Source organism: Nocardia sp. NPDC088792 (assembly GCF_044750615.1).
Lineage (GTDB): Bacteria > Actinomycetota > Actinomycetes > Mycobacteriales > Mycobacteriaceae > Nocardia.
The window spans coordinates 289,278-312,047 of the sequence record NZ_JBIVKC010000005.1 but is presented as its reverse complement, the minus strand read 5'-3'; the positions used below and the strand labels follow the sequence as shown (position 1 = coordinate 312,047).

The window sequence follows — 22,770 nt, the reverse complement described above, 5'->3', positions numbered from 1 at the left end:
AACACCTTTTCCATTCGTTATAGCTATAAAGCCAGTTGCAGGTAGTGCGATGAAACGTGTATGTCGAACGATCACGAACCTGAACCTGAACCTGAACCTGAACCTGAACCCACACCCACACCCACACCTGCACCTGCACCTGCACCTGCACCTGCACCTGCGGAGCCGAGCACACAGGTTGCGCCAGCAGCTGATGAGCGCGAGCCGCCACCGACAGATACAGGCTGGCTCAAGGTGGAGCACGTCCGCGAAGAAGACCAAGCACAGTTCGAACAACGTGATGACCGATCAGAGCAAGACCGATGACGGACCAGGGCAAGATCTTCGTCACGTTTATCGAAGCCCAGTTGGCGGCCGAGTACGAACGACGGACTGCCTACGATGCCCGCGGGCAGGCGCTGATCACTACCTCGGGCGCGCTGTTCACCCTGCTCGCGGTCATTACGGCAGTAACCAGGACTCCGGCCGTTCCACAGCTGCCGTCAGCAGTACTGATCGCAGTGGGTGTGACGTTGTCCCTGTTCGTGGCCGCCACAGTGTGCGGCGTCGTAGCGGGTTGGAACAAACCACACGAGGTGGCTACCCCCGAGACGCTCACCCATATGTTGGCGACCCACTGGACCGACACTGAGGTAAGCGCTCGCCACAGCGTCGCGACCCTGTCTATCTCCACCCTGGTGAGTTTGCGCCGCTCCAACGCGTTCAAAGCACTATGTGTGGCAATCGGTCTTGCTATCCAGGTGGCGGCCCTGTTCGCGCTCGGGGTTACAGCCTTCATGACGATTGCGGCCCTCTAAGCGGCCATTCCTTCGCAGGGGCTCGCACCGCCGCCGACAGTTACATCCAAGAGCGCGCGATCCGCTTCTCCGGAAAGAACGCGTTCGGGTACGTACCTGGAAGCTTCCCCGCCTGCCTCCGAGCTGCTGTGTCTAGTTCATCGAACTGCCGCACCAATGCGACGCCATCCAGGGCGGTTTGGCGGTGATCCTCAAGGATGTCGACGAAAGCGACGCTCACGGCACCGTTGCGGAGGATCTTCGCGGTCTGGTGCATCGCAGAATTTCGAGTCTTGGCCCATTTCTGGATTTCCTCGATCACAGCGCAGAAGCGGGGGTCAGTTTCCACACGAGGGTTCTCGGCCTTCCTGAAGCCCTTCAGCAGCCGACTGCACAGCTCACCCACAGCGGGGAGATCGATCGGTTCTTCCCTCCGGATGTAGGTGTAGCGACTAGCGAGGCGATCACCAATAAGGGAGTCCAGCACGGCGATCGCCTCAAGGTAGTGGCCGGTGTCGATGCACCTTTCAGCCCAGTCGTACGCGGCGATGTACCGATCAAGCCGCTGATATCCAAGCTCGGGTCCCCGCGCCTTCTCCCGTGCTGGCTCAGTCACTCCGCCCCCAATTCCGTTGTGGTGCATGGTCCGTCGCCATCGTACTGGGGAATGGATGCCGCAACCCTGGAACCCGTACAGCCAGGCCCCTGCTATGCGAGACGCTGTCGCGACACCAGGGGCAAGGGTCATCCCCCAGGGTCTAGCGTGCCGCGAGCGTAGTTCGAGTGCGATGGAGAGCAGCGCTGCCTTCGCCGGCAAGTTCGCGCATCCCGCCCTTCGCGGTTGCTCGAATGATCCGCTGTATCTGGTGTGGTAGCCGATGGCACTCCGCAGATCCGATTGCTTCAACGAAAGCGTCTGTCGCACCTTCGATGTCGTGGCTTGCGACGAGCACTTCGCCTGTGGTGACCCGTTCGATGATGTGCCACTGGGGAGCCGCCGGGCGTCCGGCCTGGCGATGAACGAGTGTGCAGGCTTCTGCTACCCGCCCTGTACCCATGAGGCCGCGTAGTTCGATCTCCCGCAGTGTGAACGGCTGGAACAGCAGGCCGCTGCCCGTGTTCTTCTCCAGCAGGCTTCGGTAGGTGTTCAGCGCGCTGTCGAATCGCTCGACGTCTCCGAGTTCGCCAGTGGCCCGGCACATGAATGCGAGCGATCCGCCCTGGTCCGCTGGGTCGTTCGACAGCTGGAGGGAATGGTCAAGTCGTGCGACTGCCGCGCCGGGATGTCCTGCCTTGCGCAGTTCGTTGCCATGCATCCGCAGCGTGTGCGCGTAGAAGTGTGAATCGTCCAGGTGGGCGGCAATCTTCACGGCCTGGCCCGTCCAGCGAGCGGCTGAGGAAAGCCGTTCTTCGGGGAGCACTGTGCCGAGTGAAACGCCGAGTGCTACGCGCGCCTGCGCCAGTAGGACCAGGCTGTCACGCTCCATGTGCCCCTCGGACGCTCGCGCTTCGAGCCGGGCGACCAGCGGCCACAACTCGTTGACGGCTTCGACGGCACGACCGGCCTGTCGGGCTATCTCGGCGAGACGTACCGTGCTGTCACCGAATTGGAGCATTGCCCGAAACTCGGCGTCGTCTACGTCGGTCACACCGAGCACATGTGCGGGCAGGGCAAGGCGAGCGGCTATGTGCCTGCGGGTCCCTACGTCGCTGATCACCCGGCGTCCGGTTTCGAGCATCGACACATACGAGTTGTCGTAGCCCAGCAGTTCGGCCAGCGCTGCCTGGCTGGTTCCGTTGATGCGTCGATATGCCCGAAGGATCGTAGGCAGGTCTCTCGTTGCGATAGCGGTCGAAGCTTCAGCGGTAGCCCACAGCCAGACGGCAGACGCTATGGGGGCGGCTCGAACGACGGACCGTCCAGCGTCGGTGTTGGTGGCGCAGGTGGGGCACACGGGGCTTTCCGCGTAACGGCTGATGGTTACGCCGCATGCCTGACACCTGCTGTCGGCCACTGTCCGTCTCCTAGACGCTTTCTGCTGCCCTCAGCTGCGCGAACCAGGTCATGATCGAGCGCTTGTACCCGTCGGGCATATTCAGCCCGGCAATCTCGGCCTCGTGGAACAACCCGACCTCTTTGTGTTCGTGAGAAAGCACCGGCTCGGCATCGGTATCCGGGTAGCACCCGTAGGTCACGATGAACACGTTCCGCTCCACCTCGTTGATGTAGTACATCCACGAGTCGAGGATTGGCCCCGTCGTGACTGGCCACTGCGTTTCTTCGGTGATCTCCCGCGCCACGCACTCCTCCGGCGTCTCGCCCGGTTCGATCCGGCCGCCCGGCAACTCCCACTCTTCGCGCTCGTTCTTCAGCAGCAGCACCTGTCCGTCACGAACGACTACGCCCTTGATCGAGATCGAGTACATGTGCGGCACGTATCCGGAGGTCATGTCCGCGACGCTAGCACCGCGTCGGTCGGGTAGCCGGGTGGTTGGCGTTGACAGTTTGTCAGTGGACACAGCAATCGTGCCGAGCGCACGGTTTGAGCCATGTTCGTTGACTTACAGCAGGATTGGGCGGCAGGGGTGGCGGCTGGGCTCGCTGCTGACGGGCTCGCCAGATTCGACAGCATCCGCACACGAGCGCAGCTGGTCACGTTGGGAGCATCCCTCGGCCAGGTCGTTCCGCACCGGGACAGCGGCGATGACGGGGTAACCACGCTTGAACACCGAGCGGGGCTCGCACATCGGCTCGGGTTCGAGGGATTCGGCACCGGTTCCCTATTGCCGCACACCGACCGTTCCGGAGTTCCGGAACCACCCGCGCTGTTGCTCGTGGTCTGCGGGCGCAAGAGTGTGACAGGAGGCGAATGCATTGCCATCGACGGACGAGCGGTGTACTCCGATCTCGCCGAGAACTGGCCGGGAGCCGTGGAAGCTCTCACGCAGCCTCGAACGGCGTTGTTCGGCGGCGCGTCCGGCCACCTGGGCTCGGTCTTCGAGCAGGCCAAGGGTGGTCGGATTCGGGTCCGCTACCGGCGTGACGGGTTGGTGCAGTACTCACCGGACATCACCCGATGGCTCCCCACCCTCGATGCCGCGATCGAGCGCCACATGATCCGGTTCAAACTGGAGCCGGGGCAGGGCTATGTGCTGCACAACCACCGGTGGTTGCATGGACGGTCGGCGTTCACGGGCGAGCGGATCATGTACCGACTGAGCTTGAACCCGCATCCTGAGTTCGCGATACCGTCCGGGTTCTTGGCCGCCGGTGCGCTGGGGGTGGCGTCATGAACGTGGACTACGCCACCGTTCGTGTTGCGGTCCGGTTCGAGAACGGGTCGGACGAACCGAACGACTACGCCTACTACGACCACTGCGGATTCGACCCTGGCCCGCTCACTGTCGAACAGGCACACCGACTTTCGCAGATCCACTTGCACAACGAATCCGTGCGATGCAGACAGAAAGCGGCCGCATTGCGGGTCCTAGAATCCGCGGGACGATTGCACCGCGCCGAACGGCCGGGGGTGGCGCAGTGCGGTACCTGGTGAAGGTTCACTGCTGCGGTGCTCACTGGATCGCCCACGTACCCGCGATCGACTGTTGGACTCTGGTTCGGGACAAGCGCCAGATTCGGATGGTCGCCGGGTTGATGATCGCCGACATGATGGGAACAGACTCCGACGCAATCGAATTGGACCTGAGCGAGGGGCGGGCAGTGTCCAACGTGGACGAATTCACCGCTGGCACAGCCGCCTCGGTGCGTTGCTGGGTCCCGGGCCACGGTGAGCAATCGGCGCCGGCCCTGCCTGGTGCGGTCGGCGAAGGGGGGTGATGCCAGTCGAGCCAACCCCTTTCGGATACAGGAGACCCCGGTCCTTGCTCGGTGCCGGGTCCCCTCGTTGCCTGAGGCGGTTGATCGCCGTATTCGCCCTGCCCGCTCGTGTTCAGTCTCTCTGGTGGGGTGCTGCTGGTTGGTGAGGAGTGAGAAGTACCCCGTACTGCGCAAGTGCGGGAACACCCCGAACACCATGCTCTCCGTATGGGTATGCAGAGGCAGTTTCGTCGTTCGACATGTACGCGGCTACGGGAATTGCTCGAGCCGCCGGGACCGGGATACTCACGAGGGCCGGTACAGCCACCACAGCTGTCCCTGTCCGAGTCCGCCTTTACCAGGTCGGCCACTCGCGATCGGAATTATGGGCGCGCCCGATCCCGCGAAGAAATCGGTTCACGCCCGCACCAGCCCCTCTGACGGGCGACGGCCCCGGCGGTTTACAAGACGGTCAGACCGATACCGGGCCACCCGTATTACTCCACGGGCGCAGGGAGATTGGAGGGAATTTGAGGAGATTCCTCATGAGCACAAGCACCGCAGGTGTCCGCCCGTGCCGAACCGGTGGGTCGCGACTGCCGCGCTGACTGTGTCGTTGAAATGGCGACCTGACGGTCTAGAGGACCTTGGCGGTCCGGAGACGTAGGCAGCCGCACGCACGATGTCCGCCGTGTCGGTGGACGCAAGCAGTGCGCTGCCGCACTTGATCTGTGGGCGACCGGTTCAGGTATAGCCGCGATGCCCGCTCGCTTCGCGCTTCACCGGGTGTAACCCTTTTGAATCACCTCAACGGCCTTGGGAAGTTCTTCAGCATCAAGCCGGAAGCGCTGCGGCCCGACCCGAAAGCCCGTCAGCCTCCCCGCATGAATCCAGTTGCGAATCGTCTGCGGAGAGACGCCGATCATTTCCCCGGCCTGCTTCGTCGAAACGAGGCCATCGACGGTCTTGGCTTTCATGTTGCCGCCTAACGTTATTCAGTTGTCAGTAACCGGTCCGTGTCACCCACCGTGGGGGCAACCCGTCCGCCAACCATTCTTCCCCGGCTTTTCAGCTTGGCCAGATGATTACCACCTGGGGTAATCGGGGACACATTTCGGCGTTTACATGCGGTTACTGGATCAAACAAGTGCCTTCGAAACCGGACCCACGGACGACATGTGAGAGGTGCGCTGCGGACGAGCCGACCGAACGAGGGCTCTGCGAGCCGCGCAAGCCCCGGCAGGCTACTCGCACCTGATCCAACGGTGCAGATCGTCAGGGAAGATCCGCCAGCGACCTTTGGGCACGGTGCGCTGGTAGCCCTTCAGCTCGCCCGCCAGCAGCGCAGCGTAGATCGAGTTCTGATGGCACCCAGCAGCTCGCGCAGCGTCGGCGGGGCTCATCGGGACGGTCATTCTCAGGCTCCTTATTCATCCATCGCAGGTGCAATATCTTCACGTGCCGCACGCTGCGGTCCACAAATATACCCACCACCAGCAGCGATAATGGCACCTATGACACCCCCGATCGGGGGCGGTTATGCTAGTTTTTTTGCCCTAAGTGGGGGCAAGAATGAATGGAGGTGAACCCCCGTGGATGGCGACGATCGAGACCGCGCTGCCGCGATTGATACCGAGCATGACGAAGAAGTCCGCTGGCTACTGCACCGTGCTCGCACGGGAAGCCGGATCGACTCGTCCGATCGATCAGCACTCGCGAGCATAGTGATTCGAGATCGCCGAGCCCTGGGCCTGACCCAGGTCCGCCTGGCAGACCTGTCCGGCGTCCCGCTGCGCACCATCAAGCACATGGAGGCGGGCGGCACCCCACACATCGGAACCCTGCTCTTGCTGCTGGACGGCATCGCCGCCGCAGCAAGGGAGGCCATGCCATCCCCGCCGGTCGAGCTCGATCCGAGCGACCCGGTGTATTTGCTCGCCAACGCCCTAGGCCCCATGTACGCGGCCCTACCGCCGCACCGGCAGGCCGAAGCGCTCCGGCGCATGGTCCTGCTGCTGGAAGAGATATCGAAGGAGAACCCGTAAGTGGCTTCAGTTCACGAGTACACCGTGAAGCCAGATCCAAAGATCAAGGGAGACAAGGGACTTCGGTATCTTGTCGCCTACAACAAGCCCGATGGCAAACCGACCAGCAAGCGCGGATTCAAGCGAAAGCCGAGGCTAATGCCTTCGCCAGCAAGGTGGAAGTGCAGAAGATGGACGGGGAGTACGTAGCTCCGTCCCTGGGCCGCATCACGGTCGCGGAGTTGGCCCCCGCCTGGCTGAGGGGAAAGAAGGCAGCCACAGCGCCATCCAACTACCGCACCCTCGATGCAGCATGGCGCAACCACGTCGAACCGCGCTGGGGCAACGTCCGCATCGCGGATATCAGCTTGGAAGCGGTGGAAGCCTGGATCACTGAGATGCGCATCGCCGCGATGGAGAAGGCCGAGGCGCAGAAAGCCAAGGGCGGCAAGGTCTCAGACGGTGCGACCACGATCATCAGGGCGCACGGCGTTCTTGCCGGAATCCTTGACGCCGCAGTGAAGGCCAAGCGGCTACCGAAGAACCTGGCGCGCGGTGTCGAGAACCTGCCGGACAAGAAAAAGAAGCGTCACGTCTACCTGACCTCGGCAGACGTGCAGAGGCTCGCGAAGCAGTCCGGGCAACACGAACTCTTCGTGCTCGTGCTCGCCTACTGCGGTCCGCGCTGGGGCGAGGTGATCGCGCTTCGGGTGCGTGACATCGACTTTCGACGTGCCCGGATCACGGTCGCCGACAACGCCGTACAGCTTGGTGTCGATCATGCGGAGGGTGAGACCAAGGGCAAGGAGATCCGTACGGTGCCGGTACCGCGATTCATCCTCGAGCGGCTGCGGCAGCACGTGAAGGAGAAACCCAGGGACGCACTCGTATTCCCGCACCCGGAGGACCCCGAGAAGTACCTGACGCGCCCGAAGTCGGCAGACGGCTGGTTCGCGGGTGCGGTGAAGCGATCGAAGGTACAGCCGATCACTCCGCACGATCTCCGCCACACCTGCGCCTCACTGGCGGTGTCGGCAGGTGCGAACGTCCTGGCGCTGGCGCGACTGCTAGGCCACAAGGATGCGAAAGAAACCCTGAACACCTACGCGGACCTATTCGACGACGACTTGGACCGCGTAGCGTCGGCGATGGACGAGAAGTATTCGGGCGGCAAGGGTTCCGCCGCGACGAGCGTTGGTAGCTGCACTTGTCAAAATCTTGTCACGGAGCCCAATCAGGCTGCTGCCTGAGCAAGAAAAAGGCCCCTCACCTGCGTTAACAGGCAAGGGGCCGTGGCGGTGGCGGAGGGATTTGAACCCTCGGAGGGGGGTTACCCCTCACACGCTTTCGAGGCGTGCTCCTTAGGCCGCTCGGACACGCCACCGGTGGTGACTTTACCGGACGACCCCGCCGATACCGAAATCGGCTGGAAAGAGCGCTACGGGCGCTGGGATTTGAAGAAATCGTCCAGCAAAGCGGCGCATTCCGATTCGAGGACGCCGCCGCGGACCTGGGGGCGGTGATTGAGACGTCGGTCACGGACCACGTCCCAGAGGGAGCCCACGGCGCCGGTTTTCGGTTCCCAGGCACCGAAGACCAGTTTGCCGATACGGGACAGGACCAGGGCGCCGGCGCACATGGTGCAGGGCTCGAGGGTCACCGCGAGGGTCGCGTGCTCGAGCCGCCAGCCATCGCCGAGCACCCGCGCGGCCGCGCGCAGGGCGAGGACCTCGGCATGGGCGGTCGGATCACCGAGGGCCTCACGGGCATTGGCGGCGCGGGCCAGTTCGCGGCCGGAGCCGTCGAAGACGACCGCGCCGACCGGGACATCGCGAGGATCCGCGGCAGCCGCCGCTTCGATGGCTGCGCGGATCATCGCCTCATCGGTGGTCACCGAATCGGACGGCACGGTCAGCGCGGGAGCTTGTCCAGGACTGCCGAGAACTCGTTGGCGAAGCCCAGGCGCTGGGCGATCATGCCGAGCTGCTCGTCCGGGTAGAGGTCGGTCTCGGCAAGGATGACGCTGAGCACGGGTTCGGGGAGGCCCAGGTCGGACAGGACACCGAGGTCACCCTCCTCCCAGGGCTCGACGTCGTCGAGTTCGTCCGGATCGATGTCCGGGATCTCGACGTTCAGCTGCTCCAGCACGTCGGCCGCGATGTCGTAGTCGATGGCGGCCGTGGCGTCCGACAGCAGCATGCGGCTGCCCGTCGGGGCCGGGCGCAGGATGATGAAGAATTCGTCGTCGACATCGAGCAGGCCGAAGACGGCGCCCGAGCTTCGCAGGGCGCGGAGCTCTTGCTCGGCCGCGGTGAGACTGTGCAGTGCGGCCTCGCTCAAAGGCGTCACTTTCCAGTTGGCTTCTTCGCGGACAACCGCCACTGCGAACCCTTCTACGTCGTCGTATTCATCCGACGCCGCCCTGTTCGTGCTCGAGCGCTGTGCTGCCATGGCCGCAACGGTAGTCCGCTTCGGGGGAAATGTTGAAGTCGTATGCGAATCTGGTGGTATGACGGGCGATCCGAAACCTGCTGTCTGTGTCCTCGGTACCGGGTTGATCGGGGGTTCCGTGCTGCGCGCCGCGGTCGCCGCCGGGTACGAGGCGTGGGGCTACAACCGATCCGAAACCGGTGCGAAGGCCGCGCGTGCCGACGGATTCGACGTGGTCAGCGACGTGGCCGCGGTCCTCGGCCGGGCGGCCGCCCGGGATGCGCTGATCGTGATCGGCGTGCCCATGCCCGCCATCGCGGGCGTGCTCTCGGATGTGAAGGCCTTCGCCCCGGACTGCGCGCTCACCGATGTGGTGAGTGTGAAGGCCCCGGTCACCGCCGCCGTGCACCGGCATGAGCTGGGCGCCCGCTACGTGGGCGGGCATCCGATGGCCGGCACCAGCGAATCCGGTTGGGCCGCATCCACTCCCGGCCTGTTCAAGGATGCCGCGTGGGCCGTGAGCGTGGATCCCGGTGTGCACGCGCAGACCTGGGAGCGGGTCGCCCGGCTGGCATTGGACTGCGGCGCCGTCGTGGTGCCGGTGCTCTCGGACGAGCACGACCGCGCGGTGGCCCGCATCTCGCACCTGCCGCACGTGCTGGCGGAGGCCCTCGCCATGCAGGGCTCGAACGGCGGCGCACTGGCGCTGGGCCTGGCCGCCGGCTCGTTCCGCGACGCCACCCGAGTCGCCGCCACCGCCCCCGAACTGGTCCGCGCCATCTGCGAGCCGAACGCCGCCGCCCTCGCCGAGGTCCTCGACGACACCCTCCGCGTCCTGCAAGCGGCCCGAGACACCTTGCGCGCCTCCGCCGATCTGACGGACCTCACCGAGGCCGGCCACTCCGCCCGCGTCGACTTCGACGACAACCAGCGCCGGCCCATTACCGATATCCGCCCCGGCGACCACGATTGGCACACCCGGCTCGCCGAAGCCGGCCGCCAAGGCGGCGTCATCGAATCCCTTTGACGCCGAACTCAGATGCGTTCGGCGAGGCCGGGGTAGTCGAGGAGGAAGCCGTCGGCGTCGACGGTGACGGTGGCGGAGGAGACGGGTGAGAGGACGTGGATGCCGTCGGGGCCGCTGCTGTAGGTGAGGGAGGCTTCCTGGACGAGGAGGTCGGGGAGGCGGACGTAGACGACGGGGACCTGGACGTCCTCGCTGGCGTGGGCGAGGCCGTAGCGGCGGATGGGGAGGGTGTTGAAGAACGGGCTCAGCACCACGTCGACGTCCAGTGCGCCGCCGAAGGTGGAGCGCACGTGGGTATTGCCGGCGTCGATGAGCCAGTAGTTCTCTTCGTCGCGGGCGACGGAGGCGTGCCGTTCGCCGCTGGCGAGGGTGCTGCGCAGGGATAGCCGGCGCGTCACCCCGTTCTCGTCGGTGACCAGGTCGTAGGAGGCGCTGAAGGCCGGGTGGTCCTCGCATTCACCGGCGATGATGCGGCCCGCGGCGCGAATCCGATTGCCGCCGAGCACCACCCGGACGGACTCCATGCGCGAGCCGTTGTGCGCCCGCCAGGTCAGTATCGAGGGCCATTTGGGCGTCGGTGGCTTCGGTTCCTCGCTCCCGCTATCCGTCACGCCTATAACCGTACGTGCACGGGTACGCGCACCCGCGCACGCGCGGCGGAGGTCACTCGCGCCGGGCCGGATCGGTGCGCGAAGTCCCCGTTATGCGGCCTTTGTCCTGGGTGTCGTGGTGCTGCCCGGTGATAGCTACCGCCTCTCGGGCGCGCCCGGGTGCGGGTGTTGATCACGGTGTGTCTCAGCGAACTCGAGTAACGTGCTCTCCGGCAGGGGGACTCCGGTGAAAGGGACTGTTGTTGTGACAGGCGCGCGGATGGTCGGCCTGTTCGCCGGCATCGGCGGGCTGGAGCTGGGGCTCTCGGCGCACGGCTGGCGCAGTGACCTGCTGTGTGAGATCGATGTGGGGGCGCAGGCGGTGCTCGGCGCGCATTTCCCGGATGTGCCATTGCATTCCGATGTGACCAAGTTGCGGTCGCTGCCCGCCGGTACGGAATTGGTAGCGGCCGGTTTCCCGTGCCAGGACCTGTCGCAGGCCGGGCGTACGGCCGGAATCACCGGGCCGCGTTCGGGTTTGGTGGACGAGGTGTTCCGGCTGGTGCGGCGCCGGCGCGGACCGCGCTGGCTGCTGATCGAGAATGTGCCGTTCATGCTGCAACTGGGTGGTGGTGCGGCCATGCGGCACATCACGGCGGCGCTGGAGGAGCTCGGCTACCTGTGGGCCTACCGGGTGGTGGATGCGCGGGCGTTCGGCCTGCCGCAGCGCCGGGAGCGGGTGCTGATGCTGGCGTCGCGCACCGAGGATCCGCGGCCGGTGCTGTTCGGCGCGGATGCGGGCCCGCGCGAGGTCGGTGATCCCGCGCACGATCCCTGCGGCTTCTATTGGACGGAAGGCAATCGCGGCCTGGGCTGGGCGGTGAACGCGATACCCACCTTGAAGGGTGGTTCGGCGCTCGGTATCGCGAGTCCGCCCGCGGTGCGGCTGCCGTCCGGTGAGCTCGTCACCCCGGGCATCACCGATGGGGAACGCCTGCAGGGTTTCGATCGTGATTGGACCGCACCGGCTTTGACGGTCCCCGGCGTGCGGAAGGGTCATCGCTGGAAGCTGGCGGGTAATGCGGTGAGTGTCCGCATGGCCGACTGGATCGGTTCGCGGCTGGCCGATCCCGCCGATGATCCCTTCCCCGAGGGGGAACCGCATACGCGGCGCAGCTGGCCCGCGGCGGCGTGGGGCCGGGACGGGGTGGTGTATCGAATGCCGGTGTCCACCTGGCCCGTTCACGCCCCGTACGAGGATCTGCGCTGGTTCCTCGATGATCCGCGGTTGCTGTCGGCGCGCGCCACGGCCGGTTTCCTGCGGCGTACCCGGATGGGCAGTCTGCGTTTCCCGGCCGGGTTCCTCGACGATGTCGAATCGCATCTCGAGCGGATGGGCGGCGCGCCCCGCGAGGCCGCCTGATACCGCGCCGGGGGTCGTCCTTGTCGGTGCTCGCGGCGGTGACGATGATGGCCTCGTGACGACGCGGTGGCAGGGCGGGGTGCGGGGGTGAGCGCACGGCCGGGTACCGATGCGGCGACGAGTGCGCGCATGGCGAAGCAGCGGCGGGTGGGGACCAAACCGGAATTGGAGCTGCGGCGGGAATTGCATCGCAGGGGTGCGAGGTTCTTCGTGGACAGGGCGCCCCTGCCGGGTTTGCGCAGGCGCGCCGACATCGTGTTCCCGCGGCGGAAGGTGGCGGTCTATGTGGATGGATGTTTCTGGCACAGCTGTCCGGAGCATGCGACACACCCGAAGCACAATGCCGAGTGGTGGGCGGCGAAGCTGGCCGGGAATGTGGCGCGGGATCGGGATACCGATATGCGGTTGACCGAGGCCGGGTGGACGGTGGTGCGGGTGTGGGAGCACGAGGGCGTGGCCACCGCGGCGGACTCGGTATGGCGCGCCCTGGCCGGAGCGGTGTGACGGCCGGGTAAACGCGATACGCGACAATGGACAGCGATAGCCGGACCGTCCGACCAGTCCGGAGCACAGAACTGCGGGCAAGGCAGTCGATAGCGAGTGAGGGCAGGCCACCGAAAGCGAGCGCGTCGATGATCCCAACCGAACAGGAGCATCAGGAACCGGCGACGGACCACAGCGTCCGGCAGTCACGGTGGCGGCGATTCCTCCGGTGGATCATCGCGATCCTCATCGCATTCGCCGGACTGGGTTATTCGTCGTGGGTGCTGGAGTTCATCCTCCCGATCAAGAGCGATCCGACCAATACCTTCCTGAGCCAGCTGGCGGAGAAGGGCGCACCGTTCCGGTGGGTTTTCACCACGGGTGACACGGTCTCCGGATCGCTGCTCGTGGTGGCGGGTCTGGGTGGGCTGCTGTTGTTCTCGCGCCGGCTCTACTCCTCGATCGGCTGGATCGCGCTGGTCTGCTTCGGCGGCGCCACCATCTGGGATGCGCAGGCGCCCCTGCAGGCGGCGGATCCGACCGCCCCGAAACGCTATGTGGACACCGGTCTTTTCCCTCAGCTGCATCAGTTGCATGCGCTGACCAGCAGTCTGGCGGTGTTCTCGATCTATGCCGCGATGGTCGCGTTCAGCGTGGCGGCGTTCAAATATCGGCGCTGGCCGATCCTGCGGCATACCGGACTGTGGATCCTGATCGTCGGTTCGGTGGTGACGGCGTGGATGCTGATCGCGGACAATCTGCCCGGTAATTACGGTCTCGGCATCGCCCAGCGCATCCAGGTGGGCGCCATGTCGCTGTGGCTGGTGGTGCTGGCGGTGCAAATCGTTGTCGCTGAACGCGATTCCGGGCAGCACCCTGGGTAGGGTCGGATTGTGACCAGCGACGCACCGGAACTCACCGCTCAGCTCGACACCATCGCCGCCGCGACCGGCCGCCTGCTCGCCGCCGTCGGCGAGTTGACCGATGCCGATCTGGTGGAGCCCTCGCTACTGCCGGGCTGGACCCGCGGCCATGTGCTGGCCCATCTGTCCCGCAATGCGGACAGTCTGGTGAATCTGCTGCTGTGGGCCCGCACCGGCATCGAAACCCCGCAGTACGCAAGCCAGTTCCTGCGGGAGGCCGATATCGAGGCGGGCGCGCCGCGTCCGCTGCGGGAACAGCTGGAGGATCTCACCGCGGCCTCCGAGCGCTGGCTGGCGCTGGCGCGGGCCATGCCCGCGGAGCGGTGGCCGGCGGTCGTCCGCAATCGCAAGGGCGGGGAGATGCCGGCCACGCGCGTGCTGTGGATGCGGCTGCTGGAGGTGGAGATCCACCACGTGGACCTGAACATCGGTTATACGCCGGCGCAGTGGTCGCCCGATTTCGTGGCGCGGCTGCTCCCCCAGTCCGTGGCGGAGCTCGACGCCACCATCACGGGCCCCGGCCGCACGATCACCGCGACCGACACCGGCTACACGGGCACCCTCGGCGCTCCGGTTTCGACCGTCTCGGGTCCGGCCTGCGCCTTGACCGCCTGGCTCATCGGCCGTTCCCCCGGTACCGATCTGACCGGCGACCTGCCCGAGCTCGCCGCCTGGAAATAGCGCCGATTCGCCTGTAGCACAGGCGAATCTACAGTTCGCGCACCGGGACGAGACGGTAGGTGACCCAGGGGCTGTGTGGCAGATGCGGTTTGTCGATCTTGATGCGCAGATTCCGGATCTCCCCCGTACCCGGCGTGCGGATCCGCAGCACCGGCTGCAGGGTCGTGGCCGCGGGCGGGTCGGTGTTGTAGATGCGCTCGAAGTCGGGATGCACCTGGCAGCGCTCGACGATTCCGTCGATGACGTTCTGGGGCACCGAGATCGGCCCCATCATGCGTAACCCGTAGGTGAACCCGTGCGTGATCAGCTCCCAGTCCACGAGCACGTCCGTGGCGGTCGGTTCGGTAAACAGGTAGTCGAACATGTTCGACGTCCCCTTCGGCCCCGGAAATGCCTCGGCCCAAGCGGTATTGGCGCCCAGCACCTCCCCCTCGGGCAACGCGATATAGGCCGCCGGATACGGCAGGTCTTCGAGATCAGCGAGTGCATCGGCATCCGGCCTGCCCGAGACCTGTCCCAGAATCCGGTCCAGCGCACCCGGATACAGCGCCGCCACCACCCGCTCCCGATAGATGTACGGCACCATCAGCGCGTCGAACAGCGCCCCCGCGAATTCGAGCCCCGGCGTGAGAGTCCCCGCCTCGACCTTCTCGATCGCGGACTTCGACCATCCGGTCTTCCCCGCCAGCTGCGCCTGCGTCATACCGAGCGTGTCGCGCCGCGACCGCACGAACACAGCCAGCTGACTCTTGCTCATCCACATCCACCTTGCTCTGTCATCCACACCACACCGCTCCAGGGACGAAGTCTCACCCCTGGTGCGACCCAACCGCATTGACTTTCTCACGCCCCGGAAAGAGGCTCGAGTGGGTGCTGGAACCTGCACGCCCGGCTACCCGCGGGGCGCTCCCGCCGGGTGGTTGGTGCGACGGAGGGGAGCGCACCAACCACCGTTCTTCCCCTCAGGCGGCGTCTAGGGCCGCGGTGATCTTGCGGGCCATTTCGGTCATGGCGGGACCGGGCCGCTTGCCGCGCAATGCAAAACGGTCCCGCACCTATTGGTGCGGGACCGTTTCTTGCGCGCCCGGAGAGACTCGAACTCCCAACCTTCTGATCCGTAGTCAGATGCTCTATCCGTTGAGCTACGGGCGCAAGCTTGTTCAGTTGTTTCGGCCCGGCGTACCGGGCTTGGCGGAGGCGAGAGGATTTGAACCTCCGGTCCCCGTGAAGGGACAACTCATTAGCAGTGAGTCCCATTCGGCCGCTCTGGCACGCCTCCTGGAGCCTTCTTCCGAGGGCCCGGTCCTTTCGAACCGCCGGGACGAAAGATTACACAGCGGCTGACCAAGACGCCAAATCGGCTGGTCAGCGGGGGTGCCGTGGGGGGTCAGCGGAGGTGGCTGTCGAACCATTCGAAGATGCGGGTCTGGGCGTCGAGGACGAAGGCGTCGTCGAGGGCGGTGGGGTCGAAGCCGGGGTGGTCGGGGCGGTGGTGCAGGCCCGGATAGCTGACGACGAGGGTGGCGACGTCGGCGCAGGCGGCGGCGTCGCGGAGGCGGTCGACCTGGTCGGGCGGGGTGAGCGGGTCGTCGGCGCCGTAGAGGCCGAGCCAGGGTGATTGCAGGGCGGGGACGGCGGCGGTCAGGGCGAGGGCCTGCGGGGTCAAGGGGTTGTCGATGCCGGGGGCGGCGACGGAGACGGCGGCGCCGAGGCGGCGGTTGGTGGCGACGAGGACGGCGGCGGTGCCGGCCGAGTCGAAGCCGAGGACGCCGATGCAGTCGCGGAAAACGCCGTGCCCGGTGAGCCATTCGGAGCAGGCGTCGAAGTCCGCGAAGAGGTCCTCGCCGAAGACGCGGTCGGGGCCGGTGCCGTTGGCTCTGTGGAAGAGGTCGGGGGCGAGGACGGTCCAGCCGTCGGCGGCGAGCGAGTGCATGAGTTCCAGCAATTGCTCGGTGAATTCGCGTGATTCGTGCAACACCACGATGCCGCCGCGAGTGTGACCCTCGGGTTCGAGGACGATCAGCGGGACCGCAGACGTGTCGTGCACAGGTGCCAACTCTCGATAAATGCCCGACATGAAACCAGCGTAGTTGTGCTAGGTAAATTCGTGATAAATCTTTCCGGAACCCCGAAACGATGGATATTTTCCGACACGGTCCCGGGTCCAGCTAACTGCCGGACAGCTTTCCCGCCAAAATTCATCCCACCACCGGACCACCACGACCGGTCCGCGACATAGGGTGGAGGGTGTGAGCCCGCACATTCGACCGGACCTCGATGCCATCCCCGCGTACGTCGCGGGCCGCACCAACCCCGGTGCCGTGAAACTAGCCAGCAACGAGACGACCTTCCCGCCGCTACCGTCGGTGGCGAAGGCCATCTCCGAAGCGGTGGAGCTGTCCAACCGGTACCCGGACAACAACGCGACCGAATTACGCACGGCCATCGCACAATTCCACGGTGTCTCGCTGGAAAACGTGGCGGCCGGCTGCGGCAGTGTGGCGCTGTGCCAGGAGCTGGTGCAGATCACCTGCGGCCTGCCCACCGACGAGGTGGTGTTCGCGTGGCGCTCGTTCGAGGCGTACCCGATCGTGACGCGGGTGGCCGGGGCCAAGGCCGTACTGGTGCCGCTGAACGCGGATTACGCACACGACCTGGACGCGCTGGCCGCCGCCGTGACGCCGAATACCCGGGTGGTGTTCGTCTGCAACCCGAACAATCCGACGGGTACCGCGCACGGCCGCGCCGCCATCGAACGCTTCCTCGACGCCATGCCCGAGAACGTGCTGGTGGTGCTGGACGAGGCCTACTTCGAGTACCTGCGCCTGCCCGCCGAGGACCGCGTCGACGGTGTCGAGCTGGGCCGGAATCGCCCGAATGTGCTGGTGCTGCGCACGTTTTCGAAGGCGTACGGCCTGGCGGGCCTGCGCGTCGGCTACGCGGTCGGCGACCCCAAGGTCATCGAGGCGCTCATGAAGGTGCATATCCCGTTCAGCGTGAACCGGGTGTCGCAGGCGGCGGCCATCGCCTCGCTGGAGGCCCGGCACGAGCTGCTGGAGCGCACGGATGCGACTGTGGCCGAACGCAATCGCATGCGGGACGCACTGGTCGCGGCGGGCTACCGGATCCCCGACAGTCACGCCAACTTCCTGTGGCTGCCGCTCGGCGACCGCAGCGCCGAGTACGGTGCGGCGAGCGAGGCGGCGGGCGTGGTTATCCGGCCCTACGGCACGGACGGTGTCCGCATCACCGCCGGCGATCCGCACGAGAACGATCGCTTCCTCGCCTTCGCCACCGATCCCGCGACGGTCGCGCGCTTCCTGGGGTAGTCGCGAATTCCGGTGCGCTGTCCGGTTTCCCGCGCCCGATGCTGACTGGAACACGTTCCTGTTATCGTCGGGTGCGCCTCGGAGACCCGCAGGCACGACCGGAAACCTGCGCGAGGGGGCCTCTGCCATGCCGTTTGTGACCACCGATGACGGTGCGAAGATCCACTATCTCGACACCGGCGGCGACGGTCCCGCCGTGCTGCTCATGCACGGGATCTTCATGGACGCCGATATGTGGGCGCCGCAGCTGCGGTCACTCGCGCCGGACTACCGGGTGATCGCCGTCGACTCGCGCGGCCACGGCCTGACCGAGGATCCGGGCGTGCCCTTCGACTACTGGCGACTGGCGCAGGATGCCTGGCAGGTCGCCGACCGGCTCGGGCTGGACCGCATCGTCACCGGCGGCCTGTTGCAGGGCGGCTGGACCGGACTGCGCATGGCCCTGCAACAGCCGGGCCGGGTGCGCGGCCTGATCCTCGTCGGTTCCCGGGCCGATGCCTACGACGGTTTCGAGCGGCCGGTCTTCGAGCGGGTCATCATGGACAGCTGGATTCTCGGCGACGAGCCGCTCGAACCCCTCGCCAAGCTCATCGCGGTGCAGCAGATCGGCGGCGATGTCGAACGGCATCAACAGTTCTGGGTGGACAAGTGGCTGGCCGGGGATCGGCGGCGGCCGCTGCTGGCCGGGCGCGCGCTCATCGATCGGGAGGGCATCGAGGACCGGCTCGGGGAGATCACCGCTCCCGCGCTGCTGATGCACGGCGTCGGCGACCCGGTGCAGACCCGCGCGAAGACCGAGGCCATGGCCGGGTCGATGGGCGGCCCGGCCCGGGTGGAGACGATCGACGCGTTCGCGGCCGCGCACGCGGTGACGTGGACGCATCCCGAACTCACGGATCCGCTGATCCGCGATTTCCTTGCGGGGCTGCCGAACTCGTAGGCGGCACACCCATCCCCCACCCTCTTGGACGCGTGCCCATCAAGATCGATACGGCGGGCACTCACTCCGGTTAGCCTGTCGGGGCAGCGTTCTCGACGACACCGGAGGGATGTGTACATGCCGTATGTGACCACCGAGGATGCCACCATCCACTACCTCGATACGGGTGGTGACGGTCCCGCCGTGATGCTGCACCACGGTTTCTTCATGGATGGCCACATGTTCGACGACATCGCGGCGCAGCTGTCGCCGGATTATCGCGTGATCGCCATGGACGCCCGCGGGCACGGACTGACCACCGATGCCGGAAACCCTTACACCTATTGGGATCTGGCGTGGGACGCCTGGGCGATCCTGGACGAGCTCGGGATCGATCGGGTCGTTTCGGGCGGGCTGTCGCAGGGCGGGTTCATCGCGATGCGGATGGCGCTGCAGTACCCGTCGCGGGTGACGCGGCTGGCGCTGATGTCCAGTGCGGCAACGCCGTTCACCGTCGATCAGCGTGAGGCGTGGATCCGGAAATGGCATGCGCACGGCCGGGATCGACTGGAACTCGCCACCTGGGCCCTGCTCGATCACGAGGACCTCACGCCGCTGCTCGACCAGATCGCCCAGCCCGCCATCGTCATCTACGGCAATGGCGAGCAGTCGTTCTCGCTCACCACCGTGCAGGAGCTGGCCGACGGGCTGGGCGGCCCGGCCCGGCTGCTACGCGATTTCCTGGTAGCTCCGTCCTGATCTCGCGGCCTGCTCGCGGACGACGCCGAGGGTGAGCAGACCCCCGGCGGTCACCGGGATCAGCGTCTCCTCGAGGTGGATCAACTGCTCACTGCGCGGCACCCAGATGCGGCGCCGGGCACAGGGGCGGTGGATGTAGACCACTTCCGATTCCCATGCCCGCCGGAATTCGTGCACTGTCTCAACGGATTTGATGACGCCGGCGGTGGCGGTGCGGACATGCGGGTCTGTCGCGGTGTGCCGCAGCATCCCGGCGACGGCGTCGGCTTCGCGGTGCCAGTCGCGCAGTACCAGCCGGGCGCGTGGATCGCGGAACACCCAGAGCGGCAGGTTCTCCGCTTCGGCCAGTCCGGGGAACAACCGGCGGTAGGTGTCGTTGGCCTGATCGACGCGCCAGTTGTACAGCCAGGCCGCCGGTGACGGTTCGAAGGCGGCCAGGACACGCCCGACGAGTCCGGCCGCGGTGACGCCGAGACCGGTGGACGTCTCGGATTTTCCGGCGAGGGCGCGCAGGTGCACGCGCTCATGTGTGTTGTCGCACAAGGCCTGTGCGAGAGCGGTGAGGGCGCGGTCGCCGATGCTGACCGGTGCGTCCTGTTCGATCTTGCGGATGGTGCCGAGGCCCAGGTGTGCTTCGATGGCGAGCTGCCGTTGGGTCCACCCCCGGCGGATGCGTAGTCGCCTCACGAACGCGGCCAGGGTGGGCAATTCGAGTGCCATCCCTTCCACTTCCTGCATTGTCGGCTCCTTTGCGCATGCTGCGGTTTAACTACCCCTTACCGGGGGTACCCTGCGCGCCGCTACCCCCTATTTTGGGCGACTTCCAGATCTTGCCTGTGCCCGAGATGCATTGACAGGATGAAAGTCCTGGTTATGACCAGCTCGTGCACTGGGGGCGCGAGGCCGCTCCGCCCTCGATCATTCGATTGCGGGACAGGGGTATTCGATAATGTGGAACGCACCGCTCGAGGTGCCGGCGTTGCGGGTGACGCTGGAAGAGCTTGCCGGGCTGGGAATTTCACTGCTGCGCGGAATACTGGGTCCGATCGAGTACGTGCTGACCCGTGAGGGCTGGATGGCCAAGTTCGGCCGGATCGATGTGCTGCTGGAGGGTGTCGTCGAGGCCATGCCGTGCTGGAACGCCACGGCCGAGGACATCAAGATCCTGGCCGGTGCGGCGGTGCACGCGGTGTGGAATCCGCCGTCCGACGAGGAGGGCTGCTGGATGTTCACCGAGGACCGCTGGTCGTGCTGGTTGTGGCGGCCCGCGACGCCGCCCGGTATCGCCTGCCCGGGCCGGCGGCAGGGTTATGCGCCGTCGGCGGGCCAGTCGGGGCCCGCGGTGCGGTAGATCTTCACGTAGTCGACGGGTTCGGGCATCTGTTCCGGGTGGTTGCGTTCCAGGCTGCGCGCATGCGCGATCGCCAGTCGCATGAGCTCGTCGGGTTCGGCGCCGAGCGCGACCGAGATGGCGTGGAACTGTTCCAGATCCATCGCTTTCCGCAGTCCGAGCAGGGACGACACCGTGGCCTTGGGGATGCCGGTCGCCCGGCTCAGCCCGGCCTGGTTGATGTCGCGTCGTCCCATCAGTGCGCGGATCTCGGCCGCGACCGCCTCGGTGAGCCATCCCGTTGTCCGTGCGCCTGTGGCCATGGGACCACTCTAGTTTCCATATGGAGACTCGCCAAGGCATGACCCGTCATAGCCGGGTTGTGAGTGACTCCGTTTGGAGTTATCGTCTCCATATGGAGATACTGCGGTCCTGGCCCCACCAGGTAGCCACCCGCGTCCGATCCCTCATCACTGCCTCCGGGCACAGCGAGGAAAGAGTCGGCAGCGACGCCGGAATCACCGACGCCACCATGAGCGGCCGGCTCGACGGACACACCCCCTTCACGCTCGGCGAGCTGGAACGCATCGCCACCGCCCTCGAGATCTCACCCGCCCGATTCTTCGAACCCAAGGAGGCGAGCCGGTGACCACCGACCCGAAAGCAGTACGACATGGCGCGTGAATACGCCCGCAACCCCCTGTGGATCTGGGATGACGCGAAATACACCGAACTCACCCCCGCCGCACAGCATCTCGATTACGTGCTGCGCCACGGCCCCGGCGTCTCGTATTGCGGGCGCGTCGACTGGCGCCCGGCGCGGTTACTGCCACGCGCCCGGGGCTGGACCCTGGCGGCTGTCGAGGCGGCCGCCGCCGAATACGCGGCCGCCGGCTTCGGACTCTTCGACCCGGAAACCGAAGAAGCCTTGCTGTGCAAGCACATTCGCTGGGACGAACTGCTCCGCAATCCGAAGATGGCCGTCGCGCTCGTCAATGCCTACCACGCCGTGGCGTCCCGGAAGCTGCGTGCGGCCGTCCTCACCGAGATCGAGCTGCTCCATCGGGAGTTCCCCGAGTTCTCGTCGTGGACACACCCGATGTCCGCGGCCAAACTCGCACAGCTGCTGCCCATTCCGGCGCCGATCACCGATGGGATGACCGATCGGATCGGTGATCCGGATCGGTTCTTTTCCCCTGACACCCGGCACCCGATACCCGGTACCGCTCGCCGCGGGTTCGATGCCCATCGGGCGCACGCGATCTCGCGCTGCGGCCTCTGCGACGAGCACGGCTATCAGGGCACGCAGGTCTGCGACCACGATGCCGGCACCGCCGAACGGGCGCGCCGGGGGATCGCCGCGGTGCGTGCCGCCATGGTCCGGCGCCCCGGCGCGGCCGGGCCCGAATCCCGTACCGAGGAGCACCTTCATGTCTGAGATCAGCGGCGGACCGGTTCCGGTCGGGAGCCTGGTCGTCGAGCTGCGCGATATCCACGGCTGGCTCGTCGCCGAGCTCGACAATGTCATCACCCGCCGAACCCGCTACGGCACCAGAGGATCGAGCCGGCGACGCGGCCCCGCCGCCACCCCGCTCCCCTACGATCCGGCGGCCAGCGATATCGCGACCGATCTGCACGGCACGCTGCGCGCCTGGACCGTCCACGTCTGCACGGAGCGGGGCGTGCCGTGGCCCGGCGAGCTGCGCGCGGACGGCTACGCCCGCTGGCTCGAACGGCATCTCGCCGACCTCGCCTGCTGTCCGGACGCGGACGAGGCCGTCGACGAGATCCGGGACGCGCACGGGCGGGCGTTCCGGGCCGTCGACCGTCCACGCGTGCTCGCCTATCAGGGGCCTTGCCCGGGCTGCGGCGGCGATCTGCGCGCCGCGCACGACGATCTCCGGATCACCTGTGGCGGCTGCGGCACCGTGACGGTCAAGGCCGACAATGACGCTCGCATCCAGGCCGAACTCGAGACCCGCGACTACACCGCCGGACAGCTCGCCCATATCGTCCGGGACCGGCTCGGCCTCACCGTGAAACCGAAGACCATCCACGACATGGCCTACCGGAAGACGGATCCGATCCCGGTCCGGGGCCGGACCCGCGATCGGCAGAACCTCTATAACGCCGGTGACGTCCTGCACGACCTGAGAAAGCGGCACGAGAAAATGGGGGTGGCGCACCGAAGGAATGTCGGATAGGCTTGCGCCACAACGCGATTCATCAATCGCATCCCAACCCGGTCCCACTCGCGGA

29 protein-coding genes and 3 tRNA genes are annotated in these 22,770 nt (G+C 66.4%); 17 read left to right on the top strand and 15 right to left on the bottom strand.

Annotated features, from left to right (window positions below; translation table 11 throughout):
- Positions 1-302 precede the first annotated feature (302 nt).
- Complete coding sequence (locus ACIP5Y_RS33665; protein ID WP_400356353.1) at positions 303-797, top strand: hypothetical protein; 495 nt, start codon at positions 303-305, stop codon at positions 795-797.
- Between the two features lie 40 nt (positions 798-837).
- Here the strand turns inward: ACIP5Y_RS33665 and ACIP5Y_RS33660 are convergent, their stop codons facing one another.
- The 3 genes from ACIP5Y_RS33660 to ACIP5Y_RS33650 all read right to left on the bottom strand — a co-directional run bounded on the left by ACIP5Y_RS33660 (position 838) and on the right by ACIP5Y_RS33650 (position 3,227).
- Positions 838-1,392: a hypothetical protein gene (locus tag ACIP5Y_RS33660; RefSeq protein ID WP_400356351.1), complete on the bottom strand. Its 555-nt coding sequence runs from the start codon at positions 1,390-1,392 to the stop codon at positions 838-840.
- 142 nt (positions 1,393-1,534) lie between these two features.
- Positions 1,535-2,791, bottom strand: coding sequence for a multiprotein-bridging factor 1 family protein (locus ACIP5Y_RS33655; RefSeq protein WP_400356349.1), 1,257 nt, complete (start codon positions 2,789-2,791; stop codon positions 1,535-1,537).
- A 10-nt stretch (positions 2,792-2,801) separates the two neighbouring features.
- Entirely contained in the window at positions 2,802-3,227 is a 426-nt protein-coding gene (locus ACIP5Y_RS33650; RefSeq protein ID WP_400356348.1) for an NUDIX domain-containing protein, read from the bottom strand.
- A 99-nt stretch (positions 3,228-3,326) separates the two neighbouring features.
- On the opposite strand from ACIP5Y_RS33650, the gene ACIP5Y_RS33645 reads away from it, so the two are divergent.
- Together ACIP5Y_RS33645 and ACIP5Y_RS33640 are read left to right on the top strand one after the other, a co-directional pair.
- Positions 3,327-4,070, top strand: a complete 744-nt coding sequence (locus tag ACIP5Y_RS33645) for a TauD/TfdA family dioxygenase (protein WP_400356346.1) — start codon at positions 3,327-3,329, stop codon at positions 4,068-4,070.
- A 244-nt stretch (positions 4,071-4,314) separates the two neighbouring features.
- Positions 4,315-4,614: a hypothetical protein gene (locus ACIP5Y_RS33640; protein WP_400356344.1), complete on the top strand. Its 300-nt coding sequence runs from the start codon at positions 4,315-4,317 to the stop codon at positions 4,612-4,614.
- 758 nt (positions 4,615-5,372) lie between these two features.
- Here the strand turns inward: ACIP5Y_RS33640 and ACIP5Y_RS33635 are convergent.
- Entirely contained in the window at positions 5,373-5,570 is a 198-nt protein-coding gene (locus ACIP5Y_RS33635; RefSeq protein ID WP_400356343.1) for an excisionase family DNA-binding protein, read from the bottom strand.
- A gap of 267 nt (positions 5,571-5,837) precedes the next feature.
- Complete coding sequence (locus tag ACIP5Y_RS33630; protein WP_400356341.1) at positions 5,838-6,008, bottom strand: helix-turn-helix domain-containing protein; 171 nt, start codon at positions 6,006-6,008, stop codon at positions 5,838-5,840.
- Positions 6,009-6,185: 177 nt separating this feature from the next.
- On the opposite strand from ACIP5Y_RS33630, the gene ACIP5Y_RS33625 reads away from it, so the two are divergent.
- Complete coding sequence (locus tag ACIP5Y_RS33625) at positions 6,186-6,638, top strand: helix-turn-helix domain-containing protein (protein ID WP_400356339.1); 453 nt, start codon at positions 6,186-6,188, stop codon at positions 6,636-6,638.
- 170 nt (positions 6,639-6,808) lie between these two features.
- Complete coding sequence (locus ACIP5Y_RS33620) at positions 6,809-7,867, top strand: tyrosine-type recombinase/integrase (RefSeq protein WP_400356926.1); 1,059 nt, start codon at positions 6,809-6,811, stop codon at positions 7,865-7,867.
- 43 nt (positions 7,868-7,910) lie between these two features.
- Here ACIP5Y_RS33620 and ACIP5Y_RS33615 read toward each other — a convergent pair.
- The 3 genes from ACIP5Y_RS33615 to ACIP5Y_RS33605 form a co-directional block, all read right to left on the bottom strand.
- Positions 7,911-8,001: transfer RNA gene (locus ACIP5Y_RS33615), tRNA-Ser, on the bottom strand.
- Positions 8,002-8,055: 54 nt separating this feature from the next.
- On the bottom strand, positions 8,056-8,493 hold the full coding sequence (locus tag ACIP5Y_RS33610; protein WP_400356925.1) for a nucleoside deaminase: 438 nt from the start codon (positions 8,491-8,493) through the stop codon (positions 8,056-8,058).
- Positions 8,494-8,528: 35 nt separating this feature from the next.
- Complete coding sequence (locus ACIP5Y_RS33605; RefSeq protein WP_400356337.1) at positions 8,529-9,068, bottom strand: tRNA adenosine deaminase-associated protein; 540 nt, start codon at positions 9,066-9,068, stop codon at positions 8,529-8,531.
- 58 nt (positions 9,069-9,126) lie between these two features.
- Between ACIP5Y_RS33605 and ACIP5Y_RS33600 the strand changes: the two genes are divergently transcribed.
- A complete protein-coding gene (locus ACIP5Y_RS33600) occupies positions 9,127-10,074 on the top strand; it encodes a prephenate dehydrogenase (protein WP_400356336.1) in 948 nt (315 codons plus the stop codon).
- 8 nt (positions 10,075-10,082) lie between these two features.
- Here ACIP5Y_RS33600 and ACIP5Y_RS33595 read toward each other — a convergent pair whose 3' ends face one another.
- Positions 10,083-10,685 carry a putative glycolipid-binding domain-containing protein gene (locus tag ACIP5Y_RS33595; protein WP_397005772.1) on the bottom strand — a complete coding sequence of 201 codons (603 nt, stop codon included), beginning with the start codon at positions 10,683-10,685 and terminating at the stop codon, positions 10,083-10,085.
- A gap of 259 nt (positions 10,686-10,944) precedes the next feature.
- Between ACIP5Y_RS33595 and ACIP5Y_RS33590 the strand changes: the two genes are divergently transcribed.
- The 4 genes from ACIP5Y_RS33590 (at position 10,945) to ACIP5Y_RS33575 (ending at position 14,174) form a co-directional block, all read left to right on the top strand.
- Positions 10,945-12,087 carry a DNA cytosine methyltransferase gene (locus tag ACIP5Y_RS33590; protein WP_400356924.1) on the top strand — a complete coding sequence of 381 codons (1,143 nt, stop codon included), beginning with the start codon at positions 10,945-10,947 and terminating at the stop codon, positions 12,085-12,087.
- 87 nt (positions 12,088-12,174) lie between these two features.
- Positions 12,175-12,591, top strand: a complete 417-nt coding sequence (locus ACIP5Y_RS33585) for a very short patch repair endonuclease (protein ID WP_400356333.1) — start codon at positions 12,175-12,177, stop codon at positions 12,589-12,591.
- Positions 12,592-12,719: 128 nt separating this feature from the next.
- Positions 12,720-13,454 carry a DUF998 domain-containing protein gene (locus ACIP5Y_RS33580; protein WP_400356331.1) on the top strand — a complete coding sequence of 245 codons (735 nt, stop codon included), beginning with the start codon at positions 12,720-12,722 and terminating at the stop codon, positions 13,452-13,454.
- Between the two features lie 9 nt (positions 13,455-13,463).
- Positions 13,464-14,174, top strand: coding sequence for a maleylpyruvate isomerase family mycothiol-dependent enzyme (locus ACIP5Y_RS33575; RefSeq protein ID WP_400356329.1), 711 nt, complete (start codon positions 13,464-13,466; stop codon positions 14,172-14,174).
- A gap of 28 nt (positions 14,175-14,202) precedes the next feature.
- Here the strand turns inward: ACIP5Y_RS33575 and ACIP5Y_RS33570 are convergent, their stop codons facing one another.
- The 4 genes from ACIP5Y_RS33570 to ACIP5Y_RS33555 all read right to left on the bottom strand — a co-directional run bounded on the left by ACIP5Y_RS33570 (position 14,203) and on the right by ACIP5Y_RS33555 (position 16,251).
- Positions 14,203-14,931 (bottom strand): helix-turn-helix domain-containing protein, encoded by a 729-nt coding sequence (locus ACIP5Y_RS33570; RefSeq protein WP_400356327.1) that lies wholly within the window; start codon positions 14,929-14,931, stop codon positions 14,203-14,205.
- 322 nt (positions 14,932-15,253) lie between these two features.
- Positions 15,254-15,326 (bottom strand) — tRNA-Arg (locus ACIP5Y_RS33565).
- A 37-nt stretch (positions 15,327-15,363) separates the two neighbouring features.
- Positions 15,364-15,453 (bottom strand) — tRNA-Ser (locus ACIP5Y_RS33560).
- Between the two features lie 108 nt (positions 15,454-15,561).
- Positions 15,562-16,251: a dienelactone hydrolase family protein gene (locus ACIP5Y_RS33555; RefSeq protein WP_400356325.1), complete on the bottom strand. Its 690-nt coding sequence runs from the start codon at positions 16,249-16,251 to the stop codon at positions 15,562-15,564.
- A gap of 172 nt (positions 16,252-16,423) precedes the next feature.
- Here ACIP5Y_RS33555 and hisC point away from each other — a divergent pair, with 172 nt between their 5' ends.
- From hisC to ACIP5Y_RS33540, 3 genes are all read left to right on the top strand, one after another.
- Positions 16,424-17,503 (top strand): histidinol-phosphate transaminase, encoded by a 1,080-nt coding sequence (gene hisC, locus ACIP5Y_RS33550; RefSeq protein WP_400356323.1) that lies wholly within the window; start codon positions 16,424-16,426, stop codon positions 17,501-17,503.
- A gap of 127 nt (positions 17,504-17,630) precedes the next feature.
- Complete coding sequence (locus tag ACIP5Y_RS33545) at positions 17,631-18,443, top strand: alpha/beta fold hydrolase (RefSeq protein ID WP_400356322.1); 813 nt, start codon at positions 17,631-17,633, stop codon at positions 18,441-18,443.
- A 117-nt stretch (positions 18,444-18,560) separates the two neighbouring features.
- On the top strand, positions 18,561-19,181 hold the full coding sequence (locus ACIP5Y_RS33540) for an alpha/beta fold hydrolase (RefSeq protein WP_400356320.1): 621 nt from the start codon (positions 18,561-18,563) through the stop codon (positions 19,179-19,181).
- Here ACIP5Y_RS33540 and ACIP5Y_RS33535 read toward each other — a convergent pair.
- Positions 19,152-19,919, bottom strand: coding sequence for a helix-turn-helix domain-containing protein (locus ACIP5Y_RS33535; protein ID WP_400356318.1), 768 nt, complete (start codon positions 19,917-19,919; stop codon positions 19,152-19,154). The two genes, ACIP5Y_RS33540 and ACIP5Y_RS33535, sit on opposite strands and share 30 nt — an antisense overlap.
- Positions 19,920-20,130: 211 nt before the next feature.
- Here ACIP5Y_RS33535 and ACIP5Y_RS33530 point away from each other — a divergent pair, with 211 nt between their 5' ends.
- Positions 20,131-20,532 (top strand): hypothetical protein, encoded by a 402-nt coding sequence (locus ACIP5Y_RS33530; protein ID WP_400356316.1) that lies wholly within the window; start codon positions 20,131-20,133, stop codon positions 20,530-20,532.
- On the opposite strand, the gene ACIP5Y_RS33525 is transcribed toward ACIP5Y_RS33530, so the two are convergent.
- The gene (locus ACIP5Y_RS33525) at positions 20,490-20,834 is read right to left on the bottom strand and encodes a helix-turn-helix domain-containing protein (protein ID WP_400356315.1); all 345 of its coding nucleotides are present in this window, start codon (positions 20,832-20,834) and stop codon (positions 20,490-20,492) included. The two genes, ACIP5Y_RS33530 and ACIP5Y_RS33525, sit on opposite strands and share 43 nt — an antisense overlap.
- Before the next feature lie 92 nt (positions 20,835-20,926).
- Between ACIP5Y_RS33525 and ACIP5Y_RS33520 the strand changes: the two genes are divergently transcribed.
- The 3 genes from ACIP5Y_RS33520 to ACIP5Y_RS33510 are packed head-to-tail and all read left to right on the top strand — an operon-like array spanning position 20,927 to position 22,715.
- Positions 20,927-21,160 carry a hypothetical protein gene (locus tag ACIP5Y_RS33520; protein ID WP_400356313.1) on the top strand — a complete coding sequence of 78 codons (234 nt, stop codon included), beginning with the start codon at positions 20,927-20,929 and terminating at the stop codon, positions 21,158-21,160.
- A 24-nt stretch (positions 21,161-21,184) separates the two neighbouring features.
- A complete protein-coding gene (locus tag ACIP5Y_RS33515; protein ID WP_400356311.1) occupies positions 21,185-21,949 on the top strand; it encodes a hypothetical protein in 765 nt (254 codons plus the stop codon).
- A complete protein-coding gene (locus tag ACIP5Y_RS33510) occupies positions 21,942-22,715 on the top strand; it encodes a hypothetical protein (RefSeq protein ID WP_400356309.1) in 774 nt (257 codons plus the stop codon). Before ACIP5Y_RS33515 ends, ACIP5Y_RS33510 begins: the two co-directional genes overlap by 8 nt.
- The last annotated feature ends 55 nt before the right edge of the window (positions 22,716-22,770 follow it).